Here is a 23,408-nt window from a genome sequence, read left to right on the forward strand (position 1 = left end):
AGCTGTGTCAGGAAATTGCCCGGTCTTCTTTAGACTGCCTTTAATCCACAAAAATGCAGCCTAAGAGCATATTCAAAACGGCAAACCAACCGCGATATTCAATATCAAATTCTCCCGCCGCCAGGCTTTGCTTCTAAAATTAATTTCATTGAAGACCCACGGGCTTTTACTTAGGTAGGGGCCGTCTGGATTTTCGGGATTTTTATATTGGGTATACCAGGGTTTCCTGAATGGCGTCGCCACGTCAAGTCTGAAAACCAGGAAGGAGAAATCAAGTCGCAAGCCAATCCCACCTCCGACAGCAACTTGTTTCATGAAATTATTGCTGATTATTGCTCTTGTGTCATCAAGGATCCGTGTGGTGTCACCAAATGACCAGATATTTCCTGCATCCATAAACACAGCACCATTAATGATATTGGTAAACTTGACCCTGAATTCGGTATTGAATTCTAATCGGATATCACCAAATTGCTGATAACCTAAAAGAGCGAAGCTTGCTGTGTCTGGCTCGACTGCGCCGGGTCCTAGTGATCGTGCACGGAAAGCTCGAATACCAGTGCTACCTCCACCGAAATATTGTTTAAATTGAGGGGTAGGCATTGTTCTTGCATTTCCATAAGGCTTAATAAACCCAACCAATAAGCGGTTAGCCCATTTGATCGAAGGCGTTAAAGTGCGATAATATCGGATATCACCATCTACTTTAACATATTGAAAAACGGGCACTTTCAGAAATTCTTTTGGCAAGGTATCCTCAGGTGACAATGGTCTCTTCGCAAATAAACTGAGCAGGTTACCACCATAGTCAAGACCGCCAGTCAGCGCAAACTGGTTTTTGCTGAAAGGTCGTGGAGTAGGGCGATAGGAAATAGTATAATTAGATCCGGCGATGAAATACTTCGAATCAATTATTCGAAGTATACGAAACAAGTCAAGCGGATTGGTGTTCGGGCTCTCGGCAATTTTACCAATATTTTCAGTATTAACGCCTCCGGTTTGTACGTAGTTAATCGAAAACGGTGTAAGCGTATGCACTACTTCGGATTTTTTGCTCCAAACATAAGACCAGTCGGCCCTGATGGAAGTTGTAGTGTAAAGTCCGCGTTGAACCCGGTTTTCATAGTTAAGTGACAAGATAGTCTTTGGCAGCGCCTGGCTTTTTTCTGGTCGGATTCTTGAAAAAGGAATGATAAACCGGGGGAAAGACAAATCTGCCCTCGCACCATACCGAATATATTCATTGCCGATTCTTCTAAAAGTGCTGGTAGCTTCAGCTCGATTGCCTCCTAACTGCACGTCAAATCCAAAATAAGCATTGATCGACAACATCTCGGCTCCCTTAAATGTATTCCGGTTCCGCCAGGTTACGTCCAGCTGCGAACCACCCAGGTTATTGGATTTGGTACTTGCGCTGAGGGTCGTTTGCAGTGACTTTTTCTTCATCGGCGCCAGATCGTAATACACATCCAGCAATGCAGAGTCCGAGCGGGGAACCAGATCAAAACGATTTTTTACAAAACGGAAATTTTGAAGGTTAACGAGCCGCGAAAGCGACACTTCGTGCATGGTGTTCGTGTACATATTCCCACGGCGAAAACCAATTGCGTCGTAGAAAATCCGTCTCTTATAGAGCTTTCCGGGGTCGGTTACCTGAATCCCTCGGCGCAACCGGCCGCGGGAAGTGACCACCGTATCGGCACTCTGGTTTTCCTCTGTTCCGGTATTGACAAAAATGTTGTTGATAAAATACTGTTTCAGCGAAGTTTGCGCGGTTTCTTTTTTTACTTCCAAAAATACATTAACCTGCTGCGGGCCCAACGTAGAATCCGCTCTTCCAATCGTCGAGTCAATTTTTACGATCAGATAGTCGGGATTAAAAAAGTAATATCCTTTGCCTTTCAATTCCTGATCGATACGCGTTCTCTCCGCAGTAACTACATCCAGGCGGATCGGGTCTCCTTTGCGGAAAACGGTTTTTTCTTTCGCTTTCACCAGATCTCTGTTGAACAAAGAGCTGTCCGGCACCGTATAACTGATTTCATTGATCACATAGCGCGGCATTACGTACGCATCAAATTCCATGGTCGCAGTGCGGCGCTTTTGTTTTTTGCTATTTACAATTTTACCCTGCACAGAAGAGCGATAATAGCCTTCATTGTCCAAAAACGAAACCATATTTGCCGCATTGATATCCGCCACGCGCTCTGTTGCAAAGCGCGGTTCTTCCCCCAGTTTATCACGAAACCAGCTACGTAACCCGCCTTCATCCTTGGGTTCGCCGATCCAGTAATAAAACCAAACTTTCCATGCAAATCCAAAAAGCGTAGCGTTCGGTGGCGGCTTCACTAATCCTTCGAGCTGATCTGCTACTCCCGATACATTGGGTTTGGAAATAGTGTCCGGCTGCACATTTACCTTGCTTCCTACATACAAACTTTGTCCGGCAGGGACATACTTATTCACCGAGCATCCGCCTAGAAATAAACACGTTACCAGTATGACAAATAAACTATTCTTCATTTCGCTTGTTAAAAAATTCACGGAACAGATCGTAATCGGCGGTTATGATGAAACTCACGCCGGTTTCTATAATAAAACCTTCCAGGATTGACTGATATTGATTTTTACGATAGCCCCTGAAAAGATACCTGCCATCCTTAGTGATTGAATAGTCAAGTGCGATGTTGTCAAAAACTTCAGACGAACTAGCGGAGTTGTTTTGGCTTTCCAGCTCGAAGTTTTTACCTACTGAAACTTTCAAACGGTCGTTCAGAAACGCTTTGCTTAATCCAAGGTTCAAATCTGTACGCGCACCAGTAGTCTGGTCTGCGGTAGAATTTACGCCTATGTCCAGGTCCACTCCCTTAATCAGATCGGAAGCCAGGTTATTCAACTGGTCACTCAGCAACTGGCTCACGCTTTGGCGGGCTACCGCTTCTGCGCTGGAACCAAGGTTGAAGCCGGGCGAAGATTGATCTGTAATGAATTTGTTGGTGATCAACAAGGCAAATGCCTGTTTGTTCATTTCCGACGGGTTATTCTGCATATCATTCCAGAAGGTCTGGTTGGAAATGTCACTCCTGATCTGTTCGTCGATCTGTGTTTTGGGAAGAACGATATTGAAGGTAATATTCGGAGTAGTCAGATTTCCGGTAATGACGATTTGAACTTCAATAGGGATTTTGCCCGCTCCCTGGAATTTGGAAGAAATTGATCCCGGGTCGACCATTACCGGATATGCTGCTGTGATATTTAAATCAGCTTTCATCGGGTCGCCTGTCCAGAGCAGTGTACTTCCTTCCTTAATCTCAAACTGCCTTTTCAGGATTTGCAGGGTCAGGTCGTAAGAACCTTCTGTCAGATCGTATGAGCCTAACAGGAATAGCTGACCGTTTGGAGCGATACCCGTATTTAGCTGCGCATTTCCTTTTAGTCTGATATTGTCGCCATTCAATTCATCGATCACTACTTTAAACTCAGACTTATCATCCACCGTTACATCAAGCGAAATCTGGGAAGCGAAATCGACAACGATATTTTCTGATTTCTCAGCCGAATCGGCCAAAGCGACTTGCGTAGAGTCGCTCATATCCACGAATTCAATAACCCCTTTTGTGGCGTCGCCAGCTTCGGTCGCATCGTTGGGCATTACAAAAGTGATATTGCTTCCTGGGTCGACTTTAACACTTCCGTCGATCACAGACTTGCTACCCACACCTTTTACAGTCAGGTTAGCATCGATATTTGCTTTGCCAAAAAACAGTTCGTTTTCCTTTTGTGTCGAGTTCAGTACATTGAAATTCTTACCCTGGATCGTCAGATCATAACCTACATTCGGGATATTCGCGATATTGACATTCCCATTGATCTTCATCTGCTGATTCACTGAATCGGCGATCGTGAAATTGTTGAAATTGATCGTCTGACCGTTGAACTGAATTTTCTGATTTGCAAGAGAGTACCGTGATCCGAGTTGAGTCGCATTGAAGGCAACATTATCAAAATTAACAGCTCCATTCAGTCGCGGACTGTCGGTAGCACCGGTAATCGCAATATCGCCGGTCAGATTTCCTTCTGCCCTTTTCAGTTCACCAAAACTAAATGCCTCGATCGTCTGCGCACTCAGCTTTTTAAGTGCCATTTTGAAGTCCATCGGAGATTCCGATTTCAGGTTGTAGCTACCGTCAATCGCAATATCGTTCTGGGCGCTCACCAGTGACATCGCAACTTTGATCAGGTCTTCGGTTTCGTTGGTAGATTTCAGTGACAGATTACCCACCGGAATTTTAGTAACCGCCAAACTATCGATTGTCAGGTCGCCCGTGTACACCGGCGCCGTCATGTAGTTGCTCAAAAGTACTTTTCCATTCAATATCCCCGTCGCCATCGTGGAGTCGCGGGTAGCGATCTCGATCAGTTTTCCAATTGAAATATTGGACATCGCAATATCCAGCGGACTATTCGGCTCGGGTGTAGTAGAGTTGATCACCAGCGACTGCTCGCCATTTTTGATCAGGAAATCCTTTACATAAACACTATCCGTAGCATATTGAATATAGCCCGAAGTGTCAGTCGCCCATTCGCTGTAATTCAAAAGCAGGTTTTCTCTCAGGTTGAGGCGGTACCGGTTATCGGCAATCATCAGGTCACCTTTCACCATATGCTGCTCGGTATTCACCGAATCCCTTACTATGAAGTCAAACTTGACATCGTTATTCACAATTTTGCTGGCCAGCGAAGCTTTTTGTATCCTGAAACTGCCGGTATTGACAGAACCCACATTCGCATTCAGCGCCGCATTTTCTTCCACCGTACTCAGGTCAACCGACACGCGCTCGATCCGGATACTGTCGTAATCCACCATTGGAATACTCAGCCGCGCCACGATCGAAGAATCTTTTTGGTTGTCCATTTCAGCATGGAACTGTATCGGGTTCATTTCGCGAAGCTGCGGAACGAACATCGTGATGATCGGGTGGTTGGTGACCGTCGCGTCCATCGTGAAGTTTACAGGCTTGGTCACTTCCGTATATGTCAGTTCAGGTGCTTTGAAATGCTTTCCTACCTCCGTCAGCAATGCATCGCCCAGTTCGGTATAAGAATAATCGCCTTCCATTTTTACCTTCAAAAAAGGCGAATCTATATTGGCCTGCCGCTTTCCGCTTGAATCCGTCAGCGCCATATTGATATTCTCAATAGTGGTCGGCCGGCGGTGGTGGGTAAGTACCAGATCATTGATATTGACCGTTCCAAGTGGATTTTCAGGATTAGTGGAAGGCATATCTACCTTAATATCTCCTTTGATTTGCAAAGAATCTGCATACAAATTGAGCGCGGTCAGATCGAGGTGATCGATGGAAACATCGGCTTTTACAGTAGGATATTCTTTGGAAAGGTCAGCCTGGGCAGTGAGGTTCACGTCAATATTGCGATCCTGCATATCGGCAGTTACATTCGCTAGTCCGTGGTCAACATCGCCTCTCAGCCTCAGATTTTGGTATACATAACCTTTAATATCCGCACTCGCCACAGTTCCGTCCAGGCGCGCTTTCATCGTAGTAGGCGCATACCCAATACCTTCCAGATCTGTTCGTAATGTCAGCTTGCCCATTTCTGCCGGCGGCTGTTTGGTCAGTTTCCCGAGATCAAAATCCTGAAAAGCCAGCGTCCCGTTGTACTGCGCTTTCAGACTATCTGTAATGTTTTTCAGATTTCCGGAGAATGTGCCTGTGCCGAATGAAGTATTGATCGTGGTGGTCATCGTCAGGTTTTCCATCGATCCTTTGACCTTACCCGTAATTTTAATATCCTCCGGCAGCTCGATCGACGCAGGTACCGCGCTGTCCGGCAGCATTTTCATCAAGTCTTGTTTTGTAGATGATATCTCGCTGATATTGAGATCCATCGCCAGCTTTTCTGCGTCCGGTAATCCTTGTACGCGGCCATTCACATTCAATACCGTTCCATCCAGCATCCGGAAATCGGCTTTCGAAATGAGCATATCGTTTACAGAACCGGTGATATTCGCCGAGCCTTGCACTACTCCATTCGGTTCTTTATCAAACGGCGGCGTCTTCGCCATATCCGGCATGATCAGCAACACGTCGGCGAACGAAACGCGGCTGTTGGTCAGTTTCAGTTTGAGTTTTACTTTGGCAATATCATTGGTAAGCTGGTCCAGATTCGCATATCGCAGACTTAGCTCGTCACGCAGGGTTGTGTTGGGGGTTTTTACTAATAAATTCCTTAAATACGTTTCCTGCGCGCCATAGGCGAAATCGGTGTGGAATTCCTGTAATTTAAATCCGCTCTTTTCATTGAATGAGCCCGATTTCAAGGCGCCAGCGATCAGGTCGGGGTTGAATATAAAATCCTGCAAATCGATATTCAGGTCCTTTACATTCAAATGCGCAAAATCTAGACCTTTCGGCTGTTTCGGTGCATTATTATCGTCGTAACGAATATCGTTATTCACCAATCTGATCTGCCCGACCTTCACATTCCAGCCCGGCGTTTCAGGTGCGGCAGTAGTAGTATCCTTCTTTTCAGCAGTTTTCGCCTTTTTTGCAAATTCCGCAAACAAGGTCATATTTTCCAGGTTGACGTTCTTCACATCCACCTGCTGACTTTCCAGAAAAAGCTTGTTAATATGTCCCTGTAACTTGCCTACTTCAATGCCGTTTTTCAAACCGGAAACCTCGTCGTCGAACTGGAATTTGAACTGACTGATATCGATATCCCCAAGTTTCAAATCAAGTGTATCGCCGGGTTCAGCATCGACCGGCGGCGGGCCGGCGGCAACGGCGGTTTTCAGCGGGGCGTACATTCTGAGTTTCGCCTCGCTGTTCACCAATGCGACCATTGTAGGATGGTATTGCGAAAGGGTCGGATTGAATTTATCAAACTTAACCTGAGCCGAATCGATCACCGCAATTGCGTCCATTCCGGTAACTGCGTCGCGATAAGATAGGCGAACTTGTTTAAGCGAAATCTGATCAAGCCGCATTTCCAGGGGAGCAGAAGTCGTATCCTCAACGGTTGTGGTGTCAGTACTTGCAAATGCATCGACGATGAATTGAAAGTTGAAAACGGTGTCAGGAAGTACGCGGTTGATATTCGCATTGATTCCTTCCAGCTCAACCTTATTTATCCCGATATTTCCCTTGATCAGACTGAACATGTCAAGATCGACATACAATCTTTTACCCGCTACCAGCGTGTCGCCGTGGGTATCTTCAAAGTAAACGCCTTCCAGCAATATCCAGTCAGGAATGTCAAAACGGACTTTCTCGATCGTGACATTCGTTTTGAGTTTTTTGCGTAAAAATGAATTAGCCTGAGATGTTAAAACATTCTGTCCGTATGGTGTGGTTATTCCCCAGATCAGCACGCCGACCAGAATCAATACTGTTAAAACTATAATCGCCAGTACTTTTAGTGCTTTCTTCATCCGTAGCTTAAAATTCCGTTTGCTCTTCCTCCTTCAACAGGCGATTAGGTTAGTTGTGCCGCCTTATAAAAAATCTGGACAGTCGGCGCTATGTCCGGCTATCCAGTATTAATATTTTGTATTTCAATTAATTATCTTTTAAACAACTCTACATTAACAGGTGCATTCACCGTCACTGCCGACTTGATCGTCACCGGTTTTTTGTCCACTGAATTGATCTCTACCAACTTCGATGGAAACGAAATTCCGTATGCTGATTTTACATAATCCGACATATCGGTAGTGGTTTCAACGCCCGCCTGAGTTTCTCTCTGACGAACCAGCAAGCCCGATTTTGCATCAAAATAAAGGTTGTATTTCGCACCTTTTCCCTGCAATTCCACGTGATTTACCTGCACACCATTTAACGTTTCAGTACCAACCGTGGTGGCAATCAGACCCCTGTTTTTGTAATTGATGAAAGGCGCCAGGATATCATACATTTCCAGACGCATGTTTTGTTGCTCCGCCTGGCTCAGGTCCTTCACATCCATCCGCTGCCCGATCGGCACTTTGATCCAGCCTTCGTTACCCTTTACGGTGTACACGAAGCTGCGTTTCATGATGGTTTTAGATTTATGTATGGATTGATCAGGAAGGGAAACGGTGATATTAGCGTCGTATGGGGCCGCCGCGGCAGCTGAATAGCTTCTTTTCAGGCTGTAAGATTTAACCCCGTCCCAAAGTGCTTTTCCACCAGTCGCCTTGTAAAAATTGGCAAAAATGGAATCAGCGGGTATTTTCTGGGCAAACGATGCGGTATTGATCAGCAATAGTGCGGCTAAAATTCTCAATGTATTTTTCATGTGGATCAAATGTTTTTGGTTAAAATGTTGTCTGTGAACATACTTGTATCTCACGACTATTTACAACATTTTAGATCAGTATACTTACCTGAGGTTTAATTACGCCGAATTCCAACTGCTGATAACCTGCGTTTCTTGGGAATTGCAAAAACCATTCCATCGGAGGCGGAAACCGTATATTGTCCATTAGAATAGCAATAAAACCAAAAAAGGAAGAGCAATCGGCGCTCTTCCTTTCCATTATATTTCCTTGTTAACGTTTGTTAAGCATCGTCGCCGCTCGCCGAGATCTTGCCGAAACGGTATTGAAAGGTAAGGTTGATCTGGCGATTTGTCTGCTGCCAATGCGAAGCCTGCGAATAGGTAGCCGTATTCAGCTGACTTTTATATGCTCTCGACAAAAAGATATCCTGCACATTAAAAGAAATAGTCGCCTTCTTTTCCAGCAAGTCCTTTCTGATGCCCATATTGGCGATAAATACACCCTCGCGTGTTCCCTGCGCAATCGCGCGCGGACCTTCATAATTCACATAAGCCGAAGCCCGAAAATCGGCAGGTAGGGTGATAAATGCGTTCAAATTACCTGAGTAACTCCATGTACGGTTGTCGATCTGTGCTAGCTGTGAAACCACCTCACTGCGGAATACGCGGCCGCTGCCGTTCAGTTTAAGAACTTCTCCTATTTTTTGTGAAAAATCTGTTTCAAAACCGTAAGAAAGCTCGCGGCCCACATTGTCGTACCGAGTAAGGGAAACGCCGCTTTCATCGATGGTCCTGATCTGCGTGATCGCGTTGTTTGAATAGTCCATAAAAAGCGACGGGCCGAAACCTCCTGATTCCTCATAGTTTGAATAGCCCATTTCTGCTTTGTGCGTAAACTCAGGACGCAGGTTCGGGTTACCAGATTTGATATTTCGCGGATCAGAAACGTCTGTAAACGGATTCAACCAATCGGCCTCCGGGCGTTGCACGCGACGGCTGTAATTCAGTTTTATCTGAGAAGATTCGCCTAGTTTTCTAGTCAATGCGAGGGAGGGTACCAACGTCAGAAAGTGCACGGTAAACTCCCGATTGGCACTGATCTGGTCAATTTCCTGGTTGTAGTCCGTCACACGCAGTCCGGCCCGCATTCCCCAGAAATCGGTTTTTTGGGAAAATGTCATGAAACCTGTGTAGGTCGCATCGCGGTACCCGAATATATTACTGATGTTTTCGTCAAATTCATAAGCGCCCGTTTCCTTGTCCATATTATAAAAGGAATTGGTATTATTGTTCGAGCTCATACGCGTTCTTAACCCTGCTTCAAGCGTAGCTTTGGGCGTAATAGGCCAGGTATAGTCGGTATTGATAAAGAGCGAGTTCCGGTTGTTGTCTCGGAGGTTTTGCTGATTTCGCATCAAACTGTCGATCGCGCTTTCCTGAACGAAATAGGATTCCCCGTCCGACTCTCCGAGCGAGTAACTGGTCGTGAAGGTAAACTGGTGATCTTTATCGTCGAACTTTTTGCGGTAGTCGAGATTGAAATTCATATTATTTCCACCCCCGGTGCTATTGTTGAGGCGGCGGAAACTTTCGTATACAAAACCGGTGGCATCACTGGTCTCATTGAGCAGATTGCTATTATTCTTGCTGTTGTTGCCGGAATAGTTCATACCCACTTCCAGCGTGTTTTTTTCATTAAAATCATAATTTACCCCAACGCGGCCGAACACGTTTTTGCCGGAGTTGTCACCGTTACCGGTTTGTTCAAGAAGGGAGGTATTTTCGGAAATGAAATTTTCACGCGTCAAAGTTCTTTTCCACGTCATTCCGCGACTTTGCCCGCTCAGTGAAGCATTAACACCCAGCTTACCTGCGCGGTAGCTGATGTTCCCCGAAGCATTGTGGTTGTTTTTATTTCCCAACCCAATGCGAATTCCACCATTTGTACCGCGGATCTTTGATTTTTTGGTAATGATATCAATCACACCCGAAGCTCCCTCTCCTTCATATTTCGCCGAGGGCGTCGTCATCACGTCAATCCGCTCGATCAGGTTGGCGGGGAAGGATTGTAATATAGTAGGCAGGTCGCTTCCGTACAGATTCGAAGGTTTTCCATCGATCAAAACCACCACATTTCCCTTTCCGCGCACCTGTGGATTTCCGTTTTCATCTAGGGAAACAGCCGGCACTTTTTCCAGCAGGTCACTCACATTATTACTCGTCGCAAGCATATCCTTTCCGATGTTGACGATCTTTTTATCAATATCATCAACGATCATACTTTTTTCACCTCTAACCAAAACTTCCGCCAGTTTCTGAGCCTCGGGTATCAGTGTAATGGAACCGAGATCGATCAGGTTTGCTTCGGGAGAAACGCGGATATTCGGGACGAAAAGCGTCTGATAACCCATATTGGTGATGCGCAGCAAATAGCTTCCTGCGGCTACATTGGACATTGCGAAAACACCATTTTCATCCGTCACGACCCCGTCTGTAATAGAAGAATCCTTCGCAGCCAGCAGTGCAACCGTCGCAAAGCTCACCGCAGCACCCGCCGGCGACTCCACAACCTTACCTACCAGCTTACCTCCATCCAAAACCGGTGACGTTACCGGAGCGGAATCTGAAAAACTGGAAATGCTGGTTGCTGAAAGGCTTACTGGAATTGCAAAAACTAATAGAAGATTCAGGAAAGTAAATTTGATCACGGGTATAGGATTTTAATTTTTATCAGGAGTAAAGTTGTCAGAATTCGGAACGAATAGTGTGGGGAGGCTAAAAAAGCACCAGAAATGGAGCGGAAATGCAAAGTTACCTGAATAATCGTAACGCCCGATCCGTGGAAAGAATTACATAAAATTATAAAAAAATAAAGATCAGGAAATATTGTAGTACAATACCGCCATGGAACTTACAGAAGATTTTCCGGAAGGTTAATGTGATCGTTATATTTGTAAAGTGGCATTCAATGTAAGATTATGGGGAAGAAAATTAAGGTTTACGAATCTTTCGAAGCACTCGACGCCGACCAGCTCCGTCAAAACATCGAATCTACATTGGAAGAACGTTGGGAGAAATTTTGGCAACTTCGGAAATTCCACAAAGAGTTGTTTCCTGAAAGTGTAAAAAGCAATCTGTCGTTGAACGGTAAAAAGAAAATCATTATCAGCAAACCGGAGTGGATCTAGAAAATAGCGAATTCCTGAATTTCGTAAAGGCAGCAACTGAATGCGAACTTGACTACCTGCTTGTAGGAGGGCTTGCGCTTGCTATGCACGGAATTCCAAGATTTACTCAGGATGCAGATGTATGGATAAGGCCCTCAATTGACAACAAGACAAAACTGCTCCTAACACTGGAAAGTTTGGAGTATGAATCGGAGGAGCTTGTCAGAATTGAAGAGCTGGATTTTGGTGTGCCGCAAGTACTTCGCCTGGAAGGGCCTATTGACATTCTGACGTCTATTCATTTTAGAATGGAATATGATGTCTGTCGCAAAAGAGCGCGGGCTTTTACTACCTCAGCCGGAGAAATCCTTTTTATTCATATCAATGACCTGAGGGAAGCTAAGTTACTTTCACGGCGGCCAAAAGATCTTAGTGACGTTGTGATGATTGATCAAATGCTGGAAGAGCTGGCAAAACGAAAGGAGTAGTTAGGATCTGTATTGATTTAGAAAATAAATTCCCTTTGCTTCGACCCCTTGCTGTGAAACACCCTATTTTTGCAGCATGTATAAAATTCTCATCTCCCCTATACTTTTCCTGTTTGACGCTGAGCGGATTCACTACTTCGTTGTGGAAGTATTGCATGTTGCCTTCAAGATTCCGTTTGTGCCGCAGTTGCTTCGGTGGCTGTATACTTTCGAGCATCCTGATCTGGTGACGGAAGTGGCTGGCCTGCGTTTTAGAAATCCAGTAGGACTTGCCGCTGGTTTTGACAAAAACGCAGAAATGGTCGATCAGCTCGAAGCATTAGGGTTTGGGTATATTGAAATCGGAACCGTCACCCCGCGGCCTCAGCCCGGGAATGATAAACCCAGATTGTTCAGATTAAAGAAAGATAAGGCGCTGATCAACAGGATGGGATTTAATAATAAGGGAGCGGCAGTAGCTTCGGCGAAGCTGGCGACACGTAAATCCAGGATCATGGTAGGAGGGAATATCGGCAAGAATAAGGATACCCCGAATGAGGAGGCATTGAAAGATTACCTGATCTGTTTTCGCGAGTTGTTCGATGTGGTGGATTATTTTGTAGTCAATGTGAGTTCGCCCAACACGCCGGGCCTGCGCGATTTGCAGGAAAAAGGACCGCTTACTGCTTTGCTAAAAGAACTCCAGACAAAGAATCGTGAGAAATTTCATCCAAAACCTATATTTTTAAAGATTGCTCCGGATCTGACGAACAGCCAGCTGGACGATATCATTGATATCGTGAAAGAAACCGGGATCGCCGGAGTGATTGCAACCAATACTACAATCGAGCGGAAAAACCTTCGCACCGACAAGAGCGAAGTGGAAAAAATCGGGGCGGGCGGGCTAAGCGGCGCGCCGCTTACACATCGGTCAACGGAAGTAATTCGTTACCTTTGCGACAAATCGAATCATGCATTTCCTGTAATTGGCGTCGGTGGAATAGCCTCGCCGGGAGAAGCTTTGGAGAAAACAAATGCAGGAGCCGCATTGATTCAACTTTACACCGGATTCATCTACGAAGGCCCGGGGCTCGTTAAAAGGATTTGCAAGGCGATGGTCAGGCAATAAGAGTTACAAAATAAGCATTCACGCATCCCAGAGTTGAAATAAATGTCTGTCAATAAGCCGAGAGGAAACACACAACGTCCGAAAGCAGAGGAAACTGCGGAGTCCCGCATTCGCTTTTCTTTTGACTGGGAGCAAATTTTTTCGAGTCCCAAAGGCACATTGGCCTGGGGTACATTCTTTATATTACTTGGGATATTTCTTGAAATCGCATTCATTTCCTACCTCGTCACCGGTATTTCAGACCAGAGTGTGATCGACGGCCTGGGCCAGCAGTCGGTCCGCGATGCGGGCAGGCAAACGCGCAATTTTTTCGGTGTGCTCGGTGCGGTGATCTCCCATTTCTTTGTTTACAGGTGGTTCGGCGTAGGCGCACTGCTATTGCCGCTGGTCCCTATTATCGCCGGCTGGAAAATGGCTTTCGACAAAGAGATCATCCCGCTGAACAGAACTACCAAGGAAGTAATCTTTTTTACATTGTGGATCAGTGCGCTGATGGGTTACATTATCCTGATGAGCAACTCCGAAAGTACCATGAGCTTCGTTTCGGGCGGTATTGGTTACATTATCAATGTCACGCTTTTTGACTGGCTCAAATGGGGAAGTATCATTCCGATCATATTCGCGCTGTTCGTTTTTGCTGTATTCTTCTACGACGCCAGGTCAGCTTATGATGCGTGGCAGGCCAAAAATGCGAAGCCGGAAGTTGCTCCCGAACTCAATGGAACTGCGGCTGCCGAAGTGCCCCAGCCAAAAGTTGCAGAGCCGGTCAGTACTTACGCATCGGTTTTGAATGATACCTATGATGATGAACTTCCTGCAACCAACGGTCAGGAAAAACCAGAAAAGGCTGGTTTGATATTGGAGGTGGAGGAAGAAACGCCGGTAGCTGCTCCTGTCCTGCCCGTTATTCCGATAGCTCCCGTGGTTCCTGTTATTACAGCCCCGGTCGACGCGAAACTGGAACTGGAAGTGGAAGATACCACGCACGTAGCTGTTCAGGAAACGGAGGAATTTGAGGATGAGGATGTAAATGCTTCGATCCTGCGCGAGTTCGGGCAATACGACCCTATGCTGGATCTGCCTTCCTATCAATTTCCAAGGGTTGATTTATTAAATGAAGTATTTGAGAACCACCACGAAAAAGTAAGTCAGGAAGAACTTGAAAGTAACAAAACCAAGATTGTCGACACACTTGGAAGTTATGGGATCAATATTTCCAAGATCAAGGCCACGATCGGGCCGACTGTTACTTTATATGAAATTATACCGGAAGCGGGTGTCAGGATTTCCAAGATCAAAAACCTGGAAGGAGATATTGCATTAAGTCTTGCGGCGCTGGGGATCAGGATCATCGCGCCGATGCCCGGGCGTGGTACCATTGGTATTGAGGTACCAAATAAGAATAGGGAAACCGTTTTTGCTCGCTCCGTTCTATCTAATGAGCGTTTCCTGAAATCAAATTATGACCTGCCTATTGTTCTTGGAAAAACCATTTCCAACGAAATCCATATTGTAGACCTTGCCAAAATGCCCCACTTGCTTATGGCAGGAGCTACCGGCCAGGGTAAGTCAGTAGGATTGAATGTGATCCTGGCCTCGCTGATCTATAAAAAGCACCCAGCTGAGCTGAAATTTGTATTGGTAGACCCGAAGAAGGTGGAACTTACGCTTTTCAACAAACTGGAAAGACACTTCCTGGCCAAGCTTCCCAATGCGGAAGAGGCGATCATTACCGATACCAAAAAGGTGATTTTTACATTGAATTCCCTTTGTATCGAAATGGATTCCCGCTACGATCTTTTGAAGGAAGCTGCGGTGCGGAACCTGAAAGAATACAATGCAAAATTTGCCCAGAGAAGACTTAATCCCGAAAAAGGCCACCGCTTTCTTCCATATATTGTACTGGTAATCGATGAGTTGGCAGATTTGATGATGACAGCCGGCAAGGAAGTCGAAACGCCGATCGCACGTTTGGCGCAGCTCGCACGGGCTGTTGGTATTCACTTAGTTGTGGCTACGCAGCGGCCTTCCGTGAAAGTGATTACCGGTTTGATCAAAGCCAACTTCCCAGCCCGTTTATCTTTCCGCGTTACTTCCAGTATTGATTCACGTACCATTCTGGATATGGGCGGCGCGGAGCAGCTCGTCGGGCAGGGAGATATGCTGCTGGCGATCAACTCGGAGGTGATCCGCCTGCAATGCCCGTTTATTGATACCCGTGAAATCGAGGATGTATGCGAATTTATCGGCAGTCAGCGCGGCTATGATGAAGCGTATGCATTGCCGGAATATGAAGGGGAAGACGCCGCAGAAGGAAAAGCAGACCTTAATCCAGACGATTTTGACGCATTGCTCCCCGACGCAGCCCGCCTGATCGTAACCCACCAGCAGGGAAGTACTTCGCTGATCCAGCGCAAAATGAAGCTGGGATACAACCGCGCCGGTCGTATTATGGACCAGCTGGAAGTGCTCGGTGTAGTGGGGCCTTTCACAGGAAGCAAAGCGAGGGACGTGATGTTCCACGACCTGAGCGGCCTGGAAGAACACCTTCGGGTAATGGGCGTCCATTAGCATTCATCTCTTGCAAAGCACAATCTGTTGACATACCGGATCTCGCGTTAAACCATCCTTTTCGGCGATGGTCTAAATTTTGTAATATCTCCTAATTAAGCATTTTAATTTTTACTCACTAGAAACCTCGTTATGAAAAATCTGAAAATGAATGCATTCCTGCTTGCTGTACTCTTTGTTTTTCTCGGCGGCAGTGCATTTGCTCAGGGCGACAAAAAGTCATCGGCGATCCTGGAAGCGATGAGCAATAAGTACCAGAAGATCAAATCCTTCAAAGCAGCATTTACTTATCTCCCGGAAGGCGGCAAACCGCTGAAAGGTGAGGCTACTGTAAAAGGAACGAAGTTCAGGCTGAAAATGGCGGGTCAGGAGATCTTCAATGACGGTAAATTAATGGCCACTTATATTAAGGAAACAAACGAAGTCAACTTGCAGGATTTCGATCCGACTGCCGGCGGCGACCTTGACCCGACAAGAATTTATTCAGCCTATAAAAAAGGTTTTAAATACGCATTCCTGAAAGAGAAAAAGGAAGGCGCCAAAGTACTGGAAGTGGTGGAGCTTACTTCTACCAACAAAAGCAGTCAGGTAGATAAGGTGCAAATTGAGGTTAATAAGGCTGATAAGTCTATCAATAGCTGGAAAATATTTCAGAAAAACGGACAGGAAGTACTGTACAAAGTGGATCAGTTTCAGCCTGACGTAACAGTAGCAGACACTTATTTCACATTTAATGCGAAGCAATATCCGGGAGTTGAAGTAGTTGATCTTCGGTAAAACTCAGGGTACTTGAAAAGCCAAAAAGGCGGGATCGATCAGATCCCGCCTTTTTTATTTAGCGTGTATGCGCGTGACTTGTAATAGCCAACACTGGATCTGACAGTTAAGTTTTTTTAGGAATTACTCAAAAAATGAATTTGAGAAGGGGCCGGGAAATTCTCAGCCCCTTTTTGATTTCCGTCGACCTGGTTATTCCTGGCGAGCGGTCCGCAGCGCGGTTGCTCTCCAGCAGAGCTCGTTTCCGCTTTACCAGGCAATTTTAAGTTATCACTTTTGTCGAAAAGCTCATTGACGTTTTTGCTTTTGGCAATTGCTTTACTATCTGAGAAAGTCTGCAATGGAGTTTTGCCGTAGCAATATCTGCCGCTGTGCGTCCGCTCTGAATTGTAATAATGGATCCATTTGTCGATATCAGCCTGCAATGTATCCGAGCTATTATAGATTTTCTTCCGGAAGGCTATGGCATAAAATTCCTCGGCACCGGCCGCCCGGCTGCATTGTCCGGTGGAACCGCTCGCAAATGCCATTGGTCTGAGGACTTTTTGCCTTCGTTCTGGTATGATCGATGTCCTCGATATTCAGGTACAGCTGATATTCATGTTGCTCTTTGGCTCCGCAATATCGCCGGGCGACCCCGTCGGTTCCTCGGTCAGTGAGTATACGCAGAAGATTATTTTCACACATGTTCGGCGGCTACATCCTCGCACAGAAGGATTTGGGTTACACGCCGGAGCTGAGCAATACTTTTTGGTCTTTTAAGGAATTGGTGGAGTTTTTTGAGGTGTTGGAGCGAGTTCGGGATGGAGAAATGGTGGGGTAACTGGTTGTGATTTGGAGTTGGTTTTGAGAGTCTTCCGTCGACTGAAGTCGGTGGAATGGATTGGGTTGGTTATCTATGGCCGTCGGCTCCAACCCCCAGCATCTATAGCCGTCGGTTTCAACCGACGGAAAAAGATTTTAATAATTTTGATTATATAGCATTCAAAATCAATGTGTTTAGCCATATTTTAATAAATGTGTATGAAAAAGTATTTTACGATTTTGGCAGCGGCGCTTGTTAGCCTTTCATTTTCCGCAGAAGCCCAGAAAGTGGCAGGTTGGGAAATCGGCATCCAGGGTGAGTTTGGGCGCGATTGGTATCATAAAAGTTATGCGCCGGAAGTAATTTATGGAGAACAAATCCTGAACTTTTCTTCAAGCCGCTCATGGGGCGCTGGTTTCTATTTTGAAAAGCCGCTGAATACACGCTGGTCTGTGCTGGGTCAGGCAGGCTATGCGCAAAAGAAAATTCGCCCGCAGCTTTTTTATTATCCCAGCCAAACAGCGTCGCAATCCTATACGAGAGAATTGCATCACAGGGTTGAGGCGGATGCGGGCATGCGGCTTTATCTGAATCCTGAATCTCGGTTGAAGTTTTTTGTGGAAGGCAAACTAGGCGGAAATATCTTCCTCTCGATCGTTCAGCACGAAGCCACCTATGGTGAGATAGTGGTCAAAGATGTTTTTGGCTTTCAGCGCGTTGCGCCGGTTGCATCGGGTTCTGTCGGTCTCAAATGGTCACGACTTACGATTTCTGCAGAGTATAGAGACGATTTGATGGTTTCGCGACGGAGTGATCAAAGGAGCGGGATTTCTGGGAAAGGGTTGTTTGGGAAAGTTGGGTTTGCTTTGTTGAAGGGTGGTAGGTAGAAGTTGTATCACATAGTCGAATATACACGTCTAGTAATTGGGCAAGTGAGGCGATTTGGTTTTCTATATGCGCTGCCCACGATGAAGAATTCGAGATAAAGGCAATAGCTATTTGGGATTTGACGAGTGGCAAGAGGAAGAAAGAAATAGTACTTGCTCTTGAAAACGATTGTCTAAACCTTTCTAGTAGACGTTTTTCCATGATAAATTCATAGAAAAAGCGATCAGCACCAAGGCACCACTCGCTTTTCCCTTTGTCATGCTGAGCGGAGTCGAAGCAAAAGGCACAACGCTATTACGTAAGAGTTGCGTTGTGCTAGTGCTTCGACTCCGCTCAGCATGACAAAAAAATGTCAGTAAATCAGAGAAAATCAGCATGACAAAGAAATATTAGCTAAAAAAACCCAAAAAATTCAATACCCGTTGGCTTCAGCCAACGGAATGATAACGCCGGGGCCTACTTCTTCGCGCTCTTCAGCGCCTCCGTTGTCAGCCAATACTTCGCAATCATATTCGGCACTTCCCATTCTGGCAGCTTGCCTGCTTTCAGGTACTCCATATATTTATTTGCAACCTGCGCAAAATGCGCTTCGTGGCCGTTATCGTATTTTTGCGGGATTGTTACTTCCCAGCCGGCTGCATTCTTTTTCAACTCAATGCCGGGATATTTGTCCTGCGCAGCTTTGAAACCTGCTGTAACTGCGTCTTCGTAAGCTTTACTTTTGTCTTTGGATTCAATGTAAAGCACCGGCTTGTATTTCTGGTCTTTACCCTGACGAACGATCAGGTTCGCCTTCGAACCTTTCATGATAGAATAATGCGTATCGCCCGTTCCTTCCGGCGCCTGGAAATTCCATAGTACCGAAACTTTCGCGTGCACACCTTTCAAAGTGTAAGTCATTTCTCCATTCGAATACACATTCAAAAGGCTGTCTTTCACATCTTTGTCCAAAAAGGCGGGATACTTTTCACTCTTGGTAACCAGCTTGAACTGCGATGGCGTAAGCTGTGTCGCAGTCCGTTTTGCGTTCAGCAGCTTCATATCTTTTTGATAATCCAGAGTCACATCCGGGAAAGCGCTCCATTGAACCAGGTCCACCAAATGCGTCGTCACGTCCACCATTCCTTCACCTTGCTGGTTTACGTCAAAAAACCACGTCGGACGAACAAGCGGCTCACCGGAAATGTATTTGAAAAAATGGTGCACACTTTCCTTCATCACAGCCGGGTCGGACGCAGTTCCTTTTTGTAACTCCCCAAAAATTTCAGGAACCGCAGCCAGCTCGCGCTGTAATGCATTGGTGATCTCATAACGCTCGGTCATGATATCATAAAGCAACACCTTATTTTTATCCGCACTTGCAAAAGCTTCTTTCAGCTTGTCAAAACCTGCCGCGTCGATCGCCATTGGTTTATCGGCCAAAACGTTCAGACCTGCGTCGACAGACTTCTTGATATAATCGGTTTTCTTCTGGTTATTTCCAGCCAAAACCACCACATTACCCTTTTTCTCAGACAGCATTTTGTCCATAAAATCGGTCCCCGTATACACTTCCTCTTTCCATCGCGTAGGATCTTCGGCGCGGGTGTTGTACTTCTCAACCTTGTCCAGGTAAGCTTTCACGTCCGGACCTTCGGACGCATACACGTGCACCACGGAGTCCACATCGTCATACATAGATTTCTGAACAAGCGCCGCGTGGAAGTGACCCGGCTCCACCACGATCAGGCTCAGCGGTTTTTTCGATCCCTCATCATTTGCTTCTTCTTTCTTCGTATTACATGCCTGATTTAATGCCATTGCGCTTAATAAAGCGGTAGTCAAGAGTTGTTTTCTCATTTGAATGGGTTGATGTAACAGGTGCAAGATAGTCCCAAAACGAAACTATGCCTGACTGTAAGACGAAATTTCTTTGAGCATCCCTGAACTGGCTTTATCGATAAAAAGAATTGCATTCGGGTGGGTGCGCAGGATTGTCGACGGGTATAATTCCTGAACATCTTCCTCAACGGTATGGGCGATCGCCTCCGCCTTTTTCTCTCCCGGAACAATGCAAAACGCATAAGTCGCCTTCATCAAAGTCGGGATCGTGAGAGTCAATGCATTGGCTGGTACCTCGTCGAAAGTATCAAAACATACATCATTCACCTGTTGCTGGCGGCAAGCATCGTCGAGCTCAACCTGCTTGACGATCAAAGGATCATCAAAAAACGCAACGTGCGGATCGTTAAATGCCAAATGTCCGTTTTCACCAATTCCCAGACAAACAATATCAGTCGGATTATCAAGCAATAACTGCGTGTAGCGCGCACATTCCGCATCCAGATCAGCCGCATTTCCGTCAAGGTAATTGACAGAATTTAATGGTTTAAAATCAAACAGCCGCACTTTCAGAAAATTGCCGAAATTCTGTGACGCATCGGCCGGTATACCCACATATTCGTCCATGTGAAATGCATTGATCTTCTCCCAGGCTATTCCTTTTTCTTCTTTTAATACTTCCAAAAACTCGTTTTGAGAAGGCGCAGACGCAAAAATGATATTGATAAACTCTTTTGAATCCTGCAACTCACGGATCTTGTCGGCCACAGCCTGCGCCGCACTTGCGCCCATTTCCTGTCTTGTATTGAAGATCTGTATTTCCAAATTGTCGACTTTCATCTTTCGTGTTTTTAATACTTATATAGCGTTATTGTAAATTACTTTTCCTTTCACGATGGTTTTTTGTACTGATATATTTTGGTCAAAAATCACAATATCAGCATCTTTCCCAGCCACTAGGGAGCCTTTTCGCTGGTCAACTCCCATGATTCTTGCAGGTGTCAAACTCGCCATTCTCACCGCGTCGAGCAGCGAAACATCTGCGATTTGTACCATTGTCCGCACCAGTCTGTCGGCGGTTGAAACGCTTCCAGCAAACGAAGTACGATCGGGTAGCTTGGCCACACCGTCTTCCACGATTACTTTCAACCCGTTTTTGAGCGAGCCCAGCGTACTTTCTCCCTCAGGCATTCCGGCGGCGCGCATTGCGTCGGTAATCAATGCAATGCGATCGGCTCCTTTTATTTTATAGATCAGCTTCAAAAGCGGCGCAGGCAAATGCACCCCGTCGGCGATAATCTCCACATCCATATCCAGCAAAAAAGCACTTTCAATGGTCCCCGCATACCTGAATGCATTTCGCCGCGTCACGCCCGACATCGCTGAATATAAATGGGTAGCGAGGGTATACCCATTTTCAAATGCATCCAAAACCTCCTCATAAATAGCGTCAGTGTGTGCTACTGCCGCCAGTATCCCTTTTTGTCTCAGTCTTTTACCAAAATCAATAGCCCCAGGCAACTCCGGCGCGGCACTCCACCGCGTGATCGACGAAGAGTAAGCGAGTACTTCCTCGTACTCCGCCGGATCAGGGTTCCGGATATAACGCGGGTCCTGGGCACCCCGCTGGCTCAATGCGAAATAGGGACCTTCCAAATGCATCCCGAGAAATTGCGCACCGTTTGCATTCAATCCATTTGCTTTTTCGTACAGATCCAAAGTTTCAAGCAAATCCGCCTTTTCACTCGTCAAAGTGGTCGGTACCAAAGCAGTAGTACCATATTTCGCATGCGTCTCCGCAATCCCCAAAAACGCCTCAACACTCCCATCCATAAAATCATATCCGCCACCACCGTGAATGTGAATGTCAATGAAGCCGGGGGCGATGTAATGTCCACCAGCGTCGATGACGTCAGCATCAGGAAAGTCCACGTCCCGAGCCTCAATCCCAACAATAATTCCATCCTCAATCAATACAGTTCCGTTTCGGATGTATCGATAAGGAGTGATTAGTGTGCCGTTTATGATTTTAAGTTTCATTTGTTTTTAGCTGTTTGTCTTACTGCTTCTTGTCTTGTCATGCTGAGCGGAGTCGAAGCACGTTACTGCTCGTGAGTAGCGCCCTTCGACTCCGCTCAGGGTGACAAAGCATGTTACCCCCCAACCCCCCACCTCCTAAACCGATGCCCCTTCACCGCATAAAACACCAGATACAAATAACAAGGGATCAAAACCCAATACGCCTGCCGCACGTCAAACTGATCGGCGAAATAGCCGTAGAAAAGTGGCATGATCGCGTTTCCGCAAAGTCCCATGATCATAATCGAGGCGCCTAGTTTGGTGAAGCGGCCGAGGTCGTCGAGTGCCAGCGGCCATATTCCGGCCCAAACGAGCGAGTTGGCCAAACCGAGCAAAACCACAAACCAGATCGATATGTCAGCTTCGTGACCGAGGAAGTTAACCTGGCCTTTTGTGAAAATAATGAGTAGTGAAAAGACAGTTCCGAGAACCGTGCAAACGCGCAATGCATTCACCTGACTGATAAATTTCGGAATCAATGTAATCCCGATCAGGTACCCGCAAATCGTGCAAAACAAAGTATAAGAAGGAAAAACCTTCGCTTCCAGCAGATCAATGCCCATTGAATTGGCATAACCAATAATGGTATCGATCGCAATCACCTGCGTTCCAACGTGCAGGAAAATTGCCAGCGCGCCGAGGATCAGATGCGGGAATTGGAAAATGCTCGTTTTACCCGCATTGGCAGTAGCAATTTCCTGACTTTCATGCTCGGTATCAATCTCCGGCAAAGGCGATTTGAAAACCAGAATTCCGAGCACAAACAGAAAAGTACCCAGCGCAATATAAGGGTTGATCACCCGGCGAATCAGTTCGTCCAAAGCCGCGCTTCTTTCAATATCAGTCATTGAACTGAGCTGCGCGAAAAGGTCGGTATCAGTAGGTTTCAGGATAACCGCAGCAAAAACAATGGGAGAAAGTATGCCCGCCGCTTTATTGCAAATCCCCATCATACTGATCCGCTGGGCCGCTCTTTCTTTGGCTCCCAGAATGGTAATGTACGGATTAGCAGCAGTTTGCAGGATCGCTAGTCCAATACCAATCGTAAACAAACCGAGCAGGAATATCTCGTAAGTCCGCGTCATCGCGGCCGGTACAAAAATGAATGCACCCAGCGCCATCGCCCAGAAACCAAACATCATCCCTTTTTTGAAACCAACCTTTTTCAACAAAAAGGATGAAGGTACCGACATCACGAAATAGGCAATGTAAAATGCGAATGCGACCAGATAAGCCTGAAAGCTGGTGAGCTCGCAGGCGATTTTGAAATAAGGAATAAGGATGGAATTCACCCAGGAAATGAATCCAAAAATGAAAAACATCACCCCGATCAGGAAAATCGAGATAGTTGTCTCTCTCCTGGAAAGATCTTCCACTTTAATTGCCATTGCTCCTGTTTTCATATCTTTTGTTCCGGCGACTGA

The 23,408-nt window shown here is 46.1% G+C and carries 16 protein-coding genes and 1 pseudogene; 7 read left to right on the top strand and 10 right to left on the bottom strand.

Annotated elements, in window-relative coordinates; genetic code table 11:
* Positions 1–72: 72 nt before the first annotated feature.
* From LZG94_RS00325 to LZG94_RS00345, 5 genes are all read right to left on the bottom strand, one after another.
* A complete protein-coding gene (locus LZG94_RS00325; RefSeq protein ID WP_233789862.1) occupies positions 73–2,523 on the bottom strand; it encodes a BamA/TamA family outer membrane protein in 2,451 nt (816 codons plus the stop codon).
* On the bottom strand, positions 2,513–7,453 hold the full coding sequence (locus tag LZG94_RS00330) for a translocation/assembly module TamB domain-containing protein (RefSeq protein ID WP_233789864.1): 4,941 nt from the start codon (positions 7,451–7,453) through the stop codon (positions 2,513–2,515). The genes LZG94_RS00325 and LZG94_RS00330 overlap by 11 nt, the downstream gene beginning before the upstream one ends.
* A gap of 131 nt (positions 7,454–7,584) precedes the next feature.
* Positions 7,585–8,298 carry a hypothetical protein gene (locus tag LZG94_RS00335; protein WP_233789866.1) on the bottom strand — a complete coding sequence of 238 codons (714 nt, stop codon included), beginning with the start codon at positions 8,296–8,298 and terminating at the stop codon, positions 7,585–7,587.
* 70 nt (positions 8,299–8,368) lie between these two features.
* Positions 8,369–8,539 (bottom strand): hypothetical protein, encoded by a 171-nt coding sequence (locus LZG94_RS00340; RefSeq protein ID WP_233789868.1) that lies wholly within the window; start codon positions 8,537–8,539, stop codon positions 8,369–8,371.
* Positions 8,540–8,561: 22 nt separating this feature from the next.
* Complete coding sequence (locus LZG94_RS00345; protein WP_233789870.1) at positions 8,562–10,988, bottom strand: TonB-dependent receptor domain-containing protein; 2,427 nt, start codon at positions 10,986–10,988, stop codon at positions 8,562–8,564.
* A gap of 270 nt (positions 10,989–11,258) precedes the next feature.
* On the opposite strand from LZG94_RS00345, the gene LZG94_RS00350 reads away from it, so the two are divergent.
* From LZG94_RS00350 to LZG94_RS00370, 5 genes are all read left to right on the top strand, one after another.
* A complete protein-coding gene (locus LZG94_RS00350; RefSeq protein ID WP_233789872.1) occupies positions 11,259–11,468 on the top strand; it encodes a hypothetical protein in 210 nt (69 codons plus the stop codon).
* Positions 11,459–11,935 (top strand): hypothetical protein, encoded by a 477-nt coding sequence (locus tag LZG94_RS00355; RefSeq protein WP_215234380.1) that lies wholly within the window; start codon positions 11,459–11,461, stop codon positions 11,933–11,935. The genes LZG94_RS00350 and LZG94_RS00355 overlap by 10 nt, the downstream gene beginning before the upstream one ends.
* A 76-nt stretch (positions 11,936–12,011) precedes the next feature.
* The gene (locus LZG94_RS00360; RefSeq protein WP_215234381.1) at positions 12,012–13,043 is read left to right on the top strand and encodes a quinone-dependent dihydroorotate dehydrogenase; all 1,032 of its coding nucleotides are present in this window, start codon (positions 12,012–12,014) and stop codon (positions 13,041–13,043) included.
* A gap of 42 nt (positions 13,044–13,085) precedes the next feature.
* Entirely contained in the window at positions 13,086–15,614 is a 2,529-nt protein-coding gene (locus tag LZG94_RS00365; RefSeq protein ID WP_233789873.1) for a DNA translocase FtsK, read from the top strand.
* Positions 15,615–15,746: 132 nt separating this feature from the next.
* Positions 15,747–16,391 (top strand): outer membrane lipoprotein carrier protein LolA, encoded by a 645-nt coding sequence (locus LZG94_RS00370; protein WP_229254683.1) that lies wholly within the window; start codon positions 15,747–15,749, stop codon positions 16,389–16,391.
* Positions 16,392–16,660: 269 nt separating this feature from the next.
* Here LZG94_RS00370 and LZG94_RS00375 read toward each other — a convergent pair.
* Positions 16,661–17,063 (bottom strand): annotated as a pseudogene (locus tag LZG94_RS00375) (integrase core domain-containing protein); the annotation flags it as partial.
* Positions 17,064–17,076: 13 nt separating this feature from the next.
* Between LZG94_RS00375 and LZG94_RS00380 the strand changes: the two are divergent.
* On the top strand, positions 17,077–17,214 hold the full coding sequence (locus LZG94_RS00380) for a hypothetical protein (RefSeq protein WP_233789875.1): 138 nt from the start codon (positions 17,077–17,079) through the stop codon (positions 17,212–17,214).
* 200 nt (positions 17,215–17,414) lie between these two features.
* Entirely contained in the window at positions 17,415–18,083 is a 669-nt protein-coding gene (locus tag LZG94_RS00385; protein WP_233789877.1) for a hypothetical protein, read from the top strand.
* Positions 18,084–18,540: 457 nt separating this feature from the next.
* Here the strand turns inward: LZG94_RS00385 and LZG94_RS00390 are convergent, their stop codons facing one another.
* From LZG94_RS00390 to LZG94_RS00405, 4 genes are all read right to left on the bottom strand, one after another.
* Positions 18,541–19,923 (bottom strand): putative oxidoreductase C-terminal domain-containing protein, encoded by a 1,383-nt coding sequence (locus tag LZG94_RS00390; RefSeq protein ID WP_233789879.1) that lies wholly within the window; start codon positions 19,921–19,923, stop codon positions 18,541–18,543.
* A 45-nt stretch (positions 19,924–19,968) separates the two neighbouring features.
* Positions 19,969–20,745, bottom strand: a complete 777-nt coding sequence (locus LZG94_RS00395) for a glucosamine-6-phosphate deaminase (protein ID WP_233789880.1) — start codon at positions 20,743–20,745, stop codon at positions 19,969–19,971.
* A gap of 18 nt (positions 20,746–20,763) precedes the next feature.
* Positions 20,764–21,945, bottom strand: a complete 1,182-nt coding sequence (gene nagA / locus LZG94_RS00400; protein WP_233789881.1) for an N-acetylglucosamine-6-phosphate deacetylase — start codon at positions 21,943–21,945, stop codon at positions 20,764–20,766.
* Between the two features lie 113 nt (positions 21,946–22,058).
* Positions 22,059–23,387 (bottom strand): sugar MFS transporter, encoded by a 1,329-nt coding sequence (locus LZG94_RS00405; protein ID WP_233789882.1) that lies wholly within the window; start codon positions 23,385–23,387, stop codon positions 22,059–22,061.
* Between the last annotated feature and the right edge of the window lie 21 nt (positions 23,388–23,408).

Source organism: Dyadobacter sp. CY343, from assembly GCF_021390335.1.
Lineage (GTDB): Bacteria > Bacteroidota > Bacteroidia > Cytophagales > Spirosomataceae > Dyadobacter.

What these genes read in the sequence shown, in the direction of transcription:
- LZG94_RS00330 (WP_233789864.1), bottom strand. Translation starts at nt 7,453, where the DNA reads ATGAAGAAAGCACTAAAAGTACTGGCGATTATAGTTTTAACAGTATTG.
- LZG94_RS00385 (WP_233789877.1), top strand. Translation starts at nt 17,415, where the DNA reads ATGAAAAAGTATTTTACGATTTTGGCAGCGGCGCTTGTTAGCCTTTCA.
- LZG94_RS00370 (WP_229254683.1), top strand. Translation starts at nt 15,747, where the DNA reads ATGAAAAATCTGAAAATGAATGCATTCCTGCTTGCTGTACTCTTTGTT.
- LZG94_RS00390 (WP_233789879.1), bottom strand. Translation starts at nt 19,923, where the DNA reads ATGAGAAAACAACTCTTGACTACCGCTTTATTAAGCGCAATGGCATTA.
- LZG94_RS00325 (WP_233789862.1), bottom strand. Translation starts at nt 2,523, where the DNA reads ATGAAGAATAGTTTATTTGTCATACTGGTAACGTGTTTATTTCTAGGC.
- LZG94_RS00350 (WP_233789872.1), top strand. Translation starts at nt 11,259, where the DNA reads ATGGGGAAGAAAATTAAGGTTTACGAATCTTTCGAAGCACTCGACGCC.
- LZG94_RS00380 (WP_233789875.1), top strand. Translation starts at nt 17,077, where the DNA reads ATGTTCGGCGGCTACATCCTCGCACAGAAGGATTTGGGTTACACGCCG.
- LZG94_RS00340 (WP_233789868.1), bottom strand. Translation starts at nt 8,539, where the DNA reads ATGGAAAGGAAGAGCGCCGATTGCTCTTCCTTTTTTGGTTTTATTGCT.
- LZG94_RS00395 (WP_233789880.1), bottom strand. Translation starts at nt 20,745, where the DNA reads ATGAAAGTCGACAATTTGGAAATACAGATCTTCAATACAAGACAGGAA.
- LZG94_RS00360 (WP_215234381.1), top strand. Translation starts at nt 12,012, where the DNA reads ATGTATAAAATTCTCATCTCCCCTATACTTTTCCTGTTTGACGCTGAG.
- nagA (WP_233789881.1), bottom strand. Translation starts at nt 21,945, where the DNA reads ATGAAACTTAAAATCATAAACGGCACACTAATCACTCCTTATCGATAC.
- LZG94_RS00335 (WP_233789866.1), bottom strand. Translation starts at nt 8,298, where the DNA reads ATGAAAAATACATTGAGAATTTTAGCCGCACTATTGCTGATCAATACC.
- LZG94_RS00365 (WP_233789873.1), top strand. Translation starts at nt 13,086, where the DNA reads ATGTCTGTCAATAAGCCGAGAGGAAACACACAACGTCCGAAAGCAGAG.
- LZG94_RS00405 (WP_233789882.1), bottom strand. Translation starts at nt 23,387, where the DNA reads ATGAAAACAGGAGCAATGGCAATTAAAGTGGAAGATCTTTCCAGGAGA.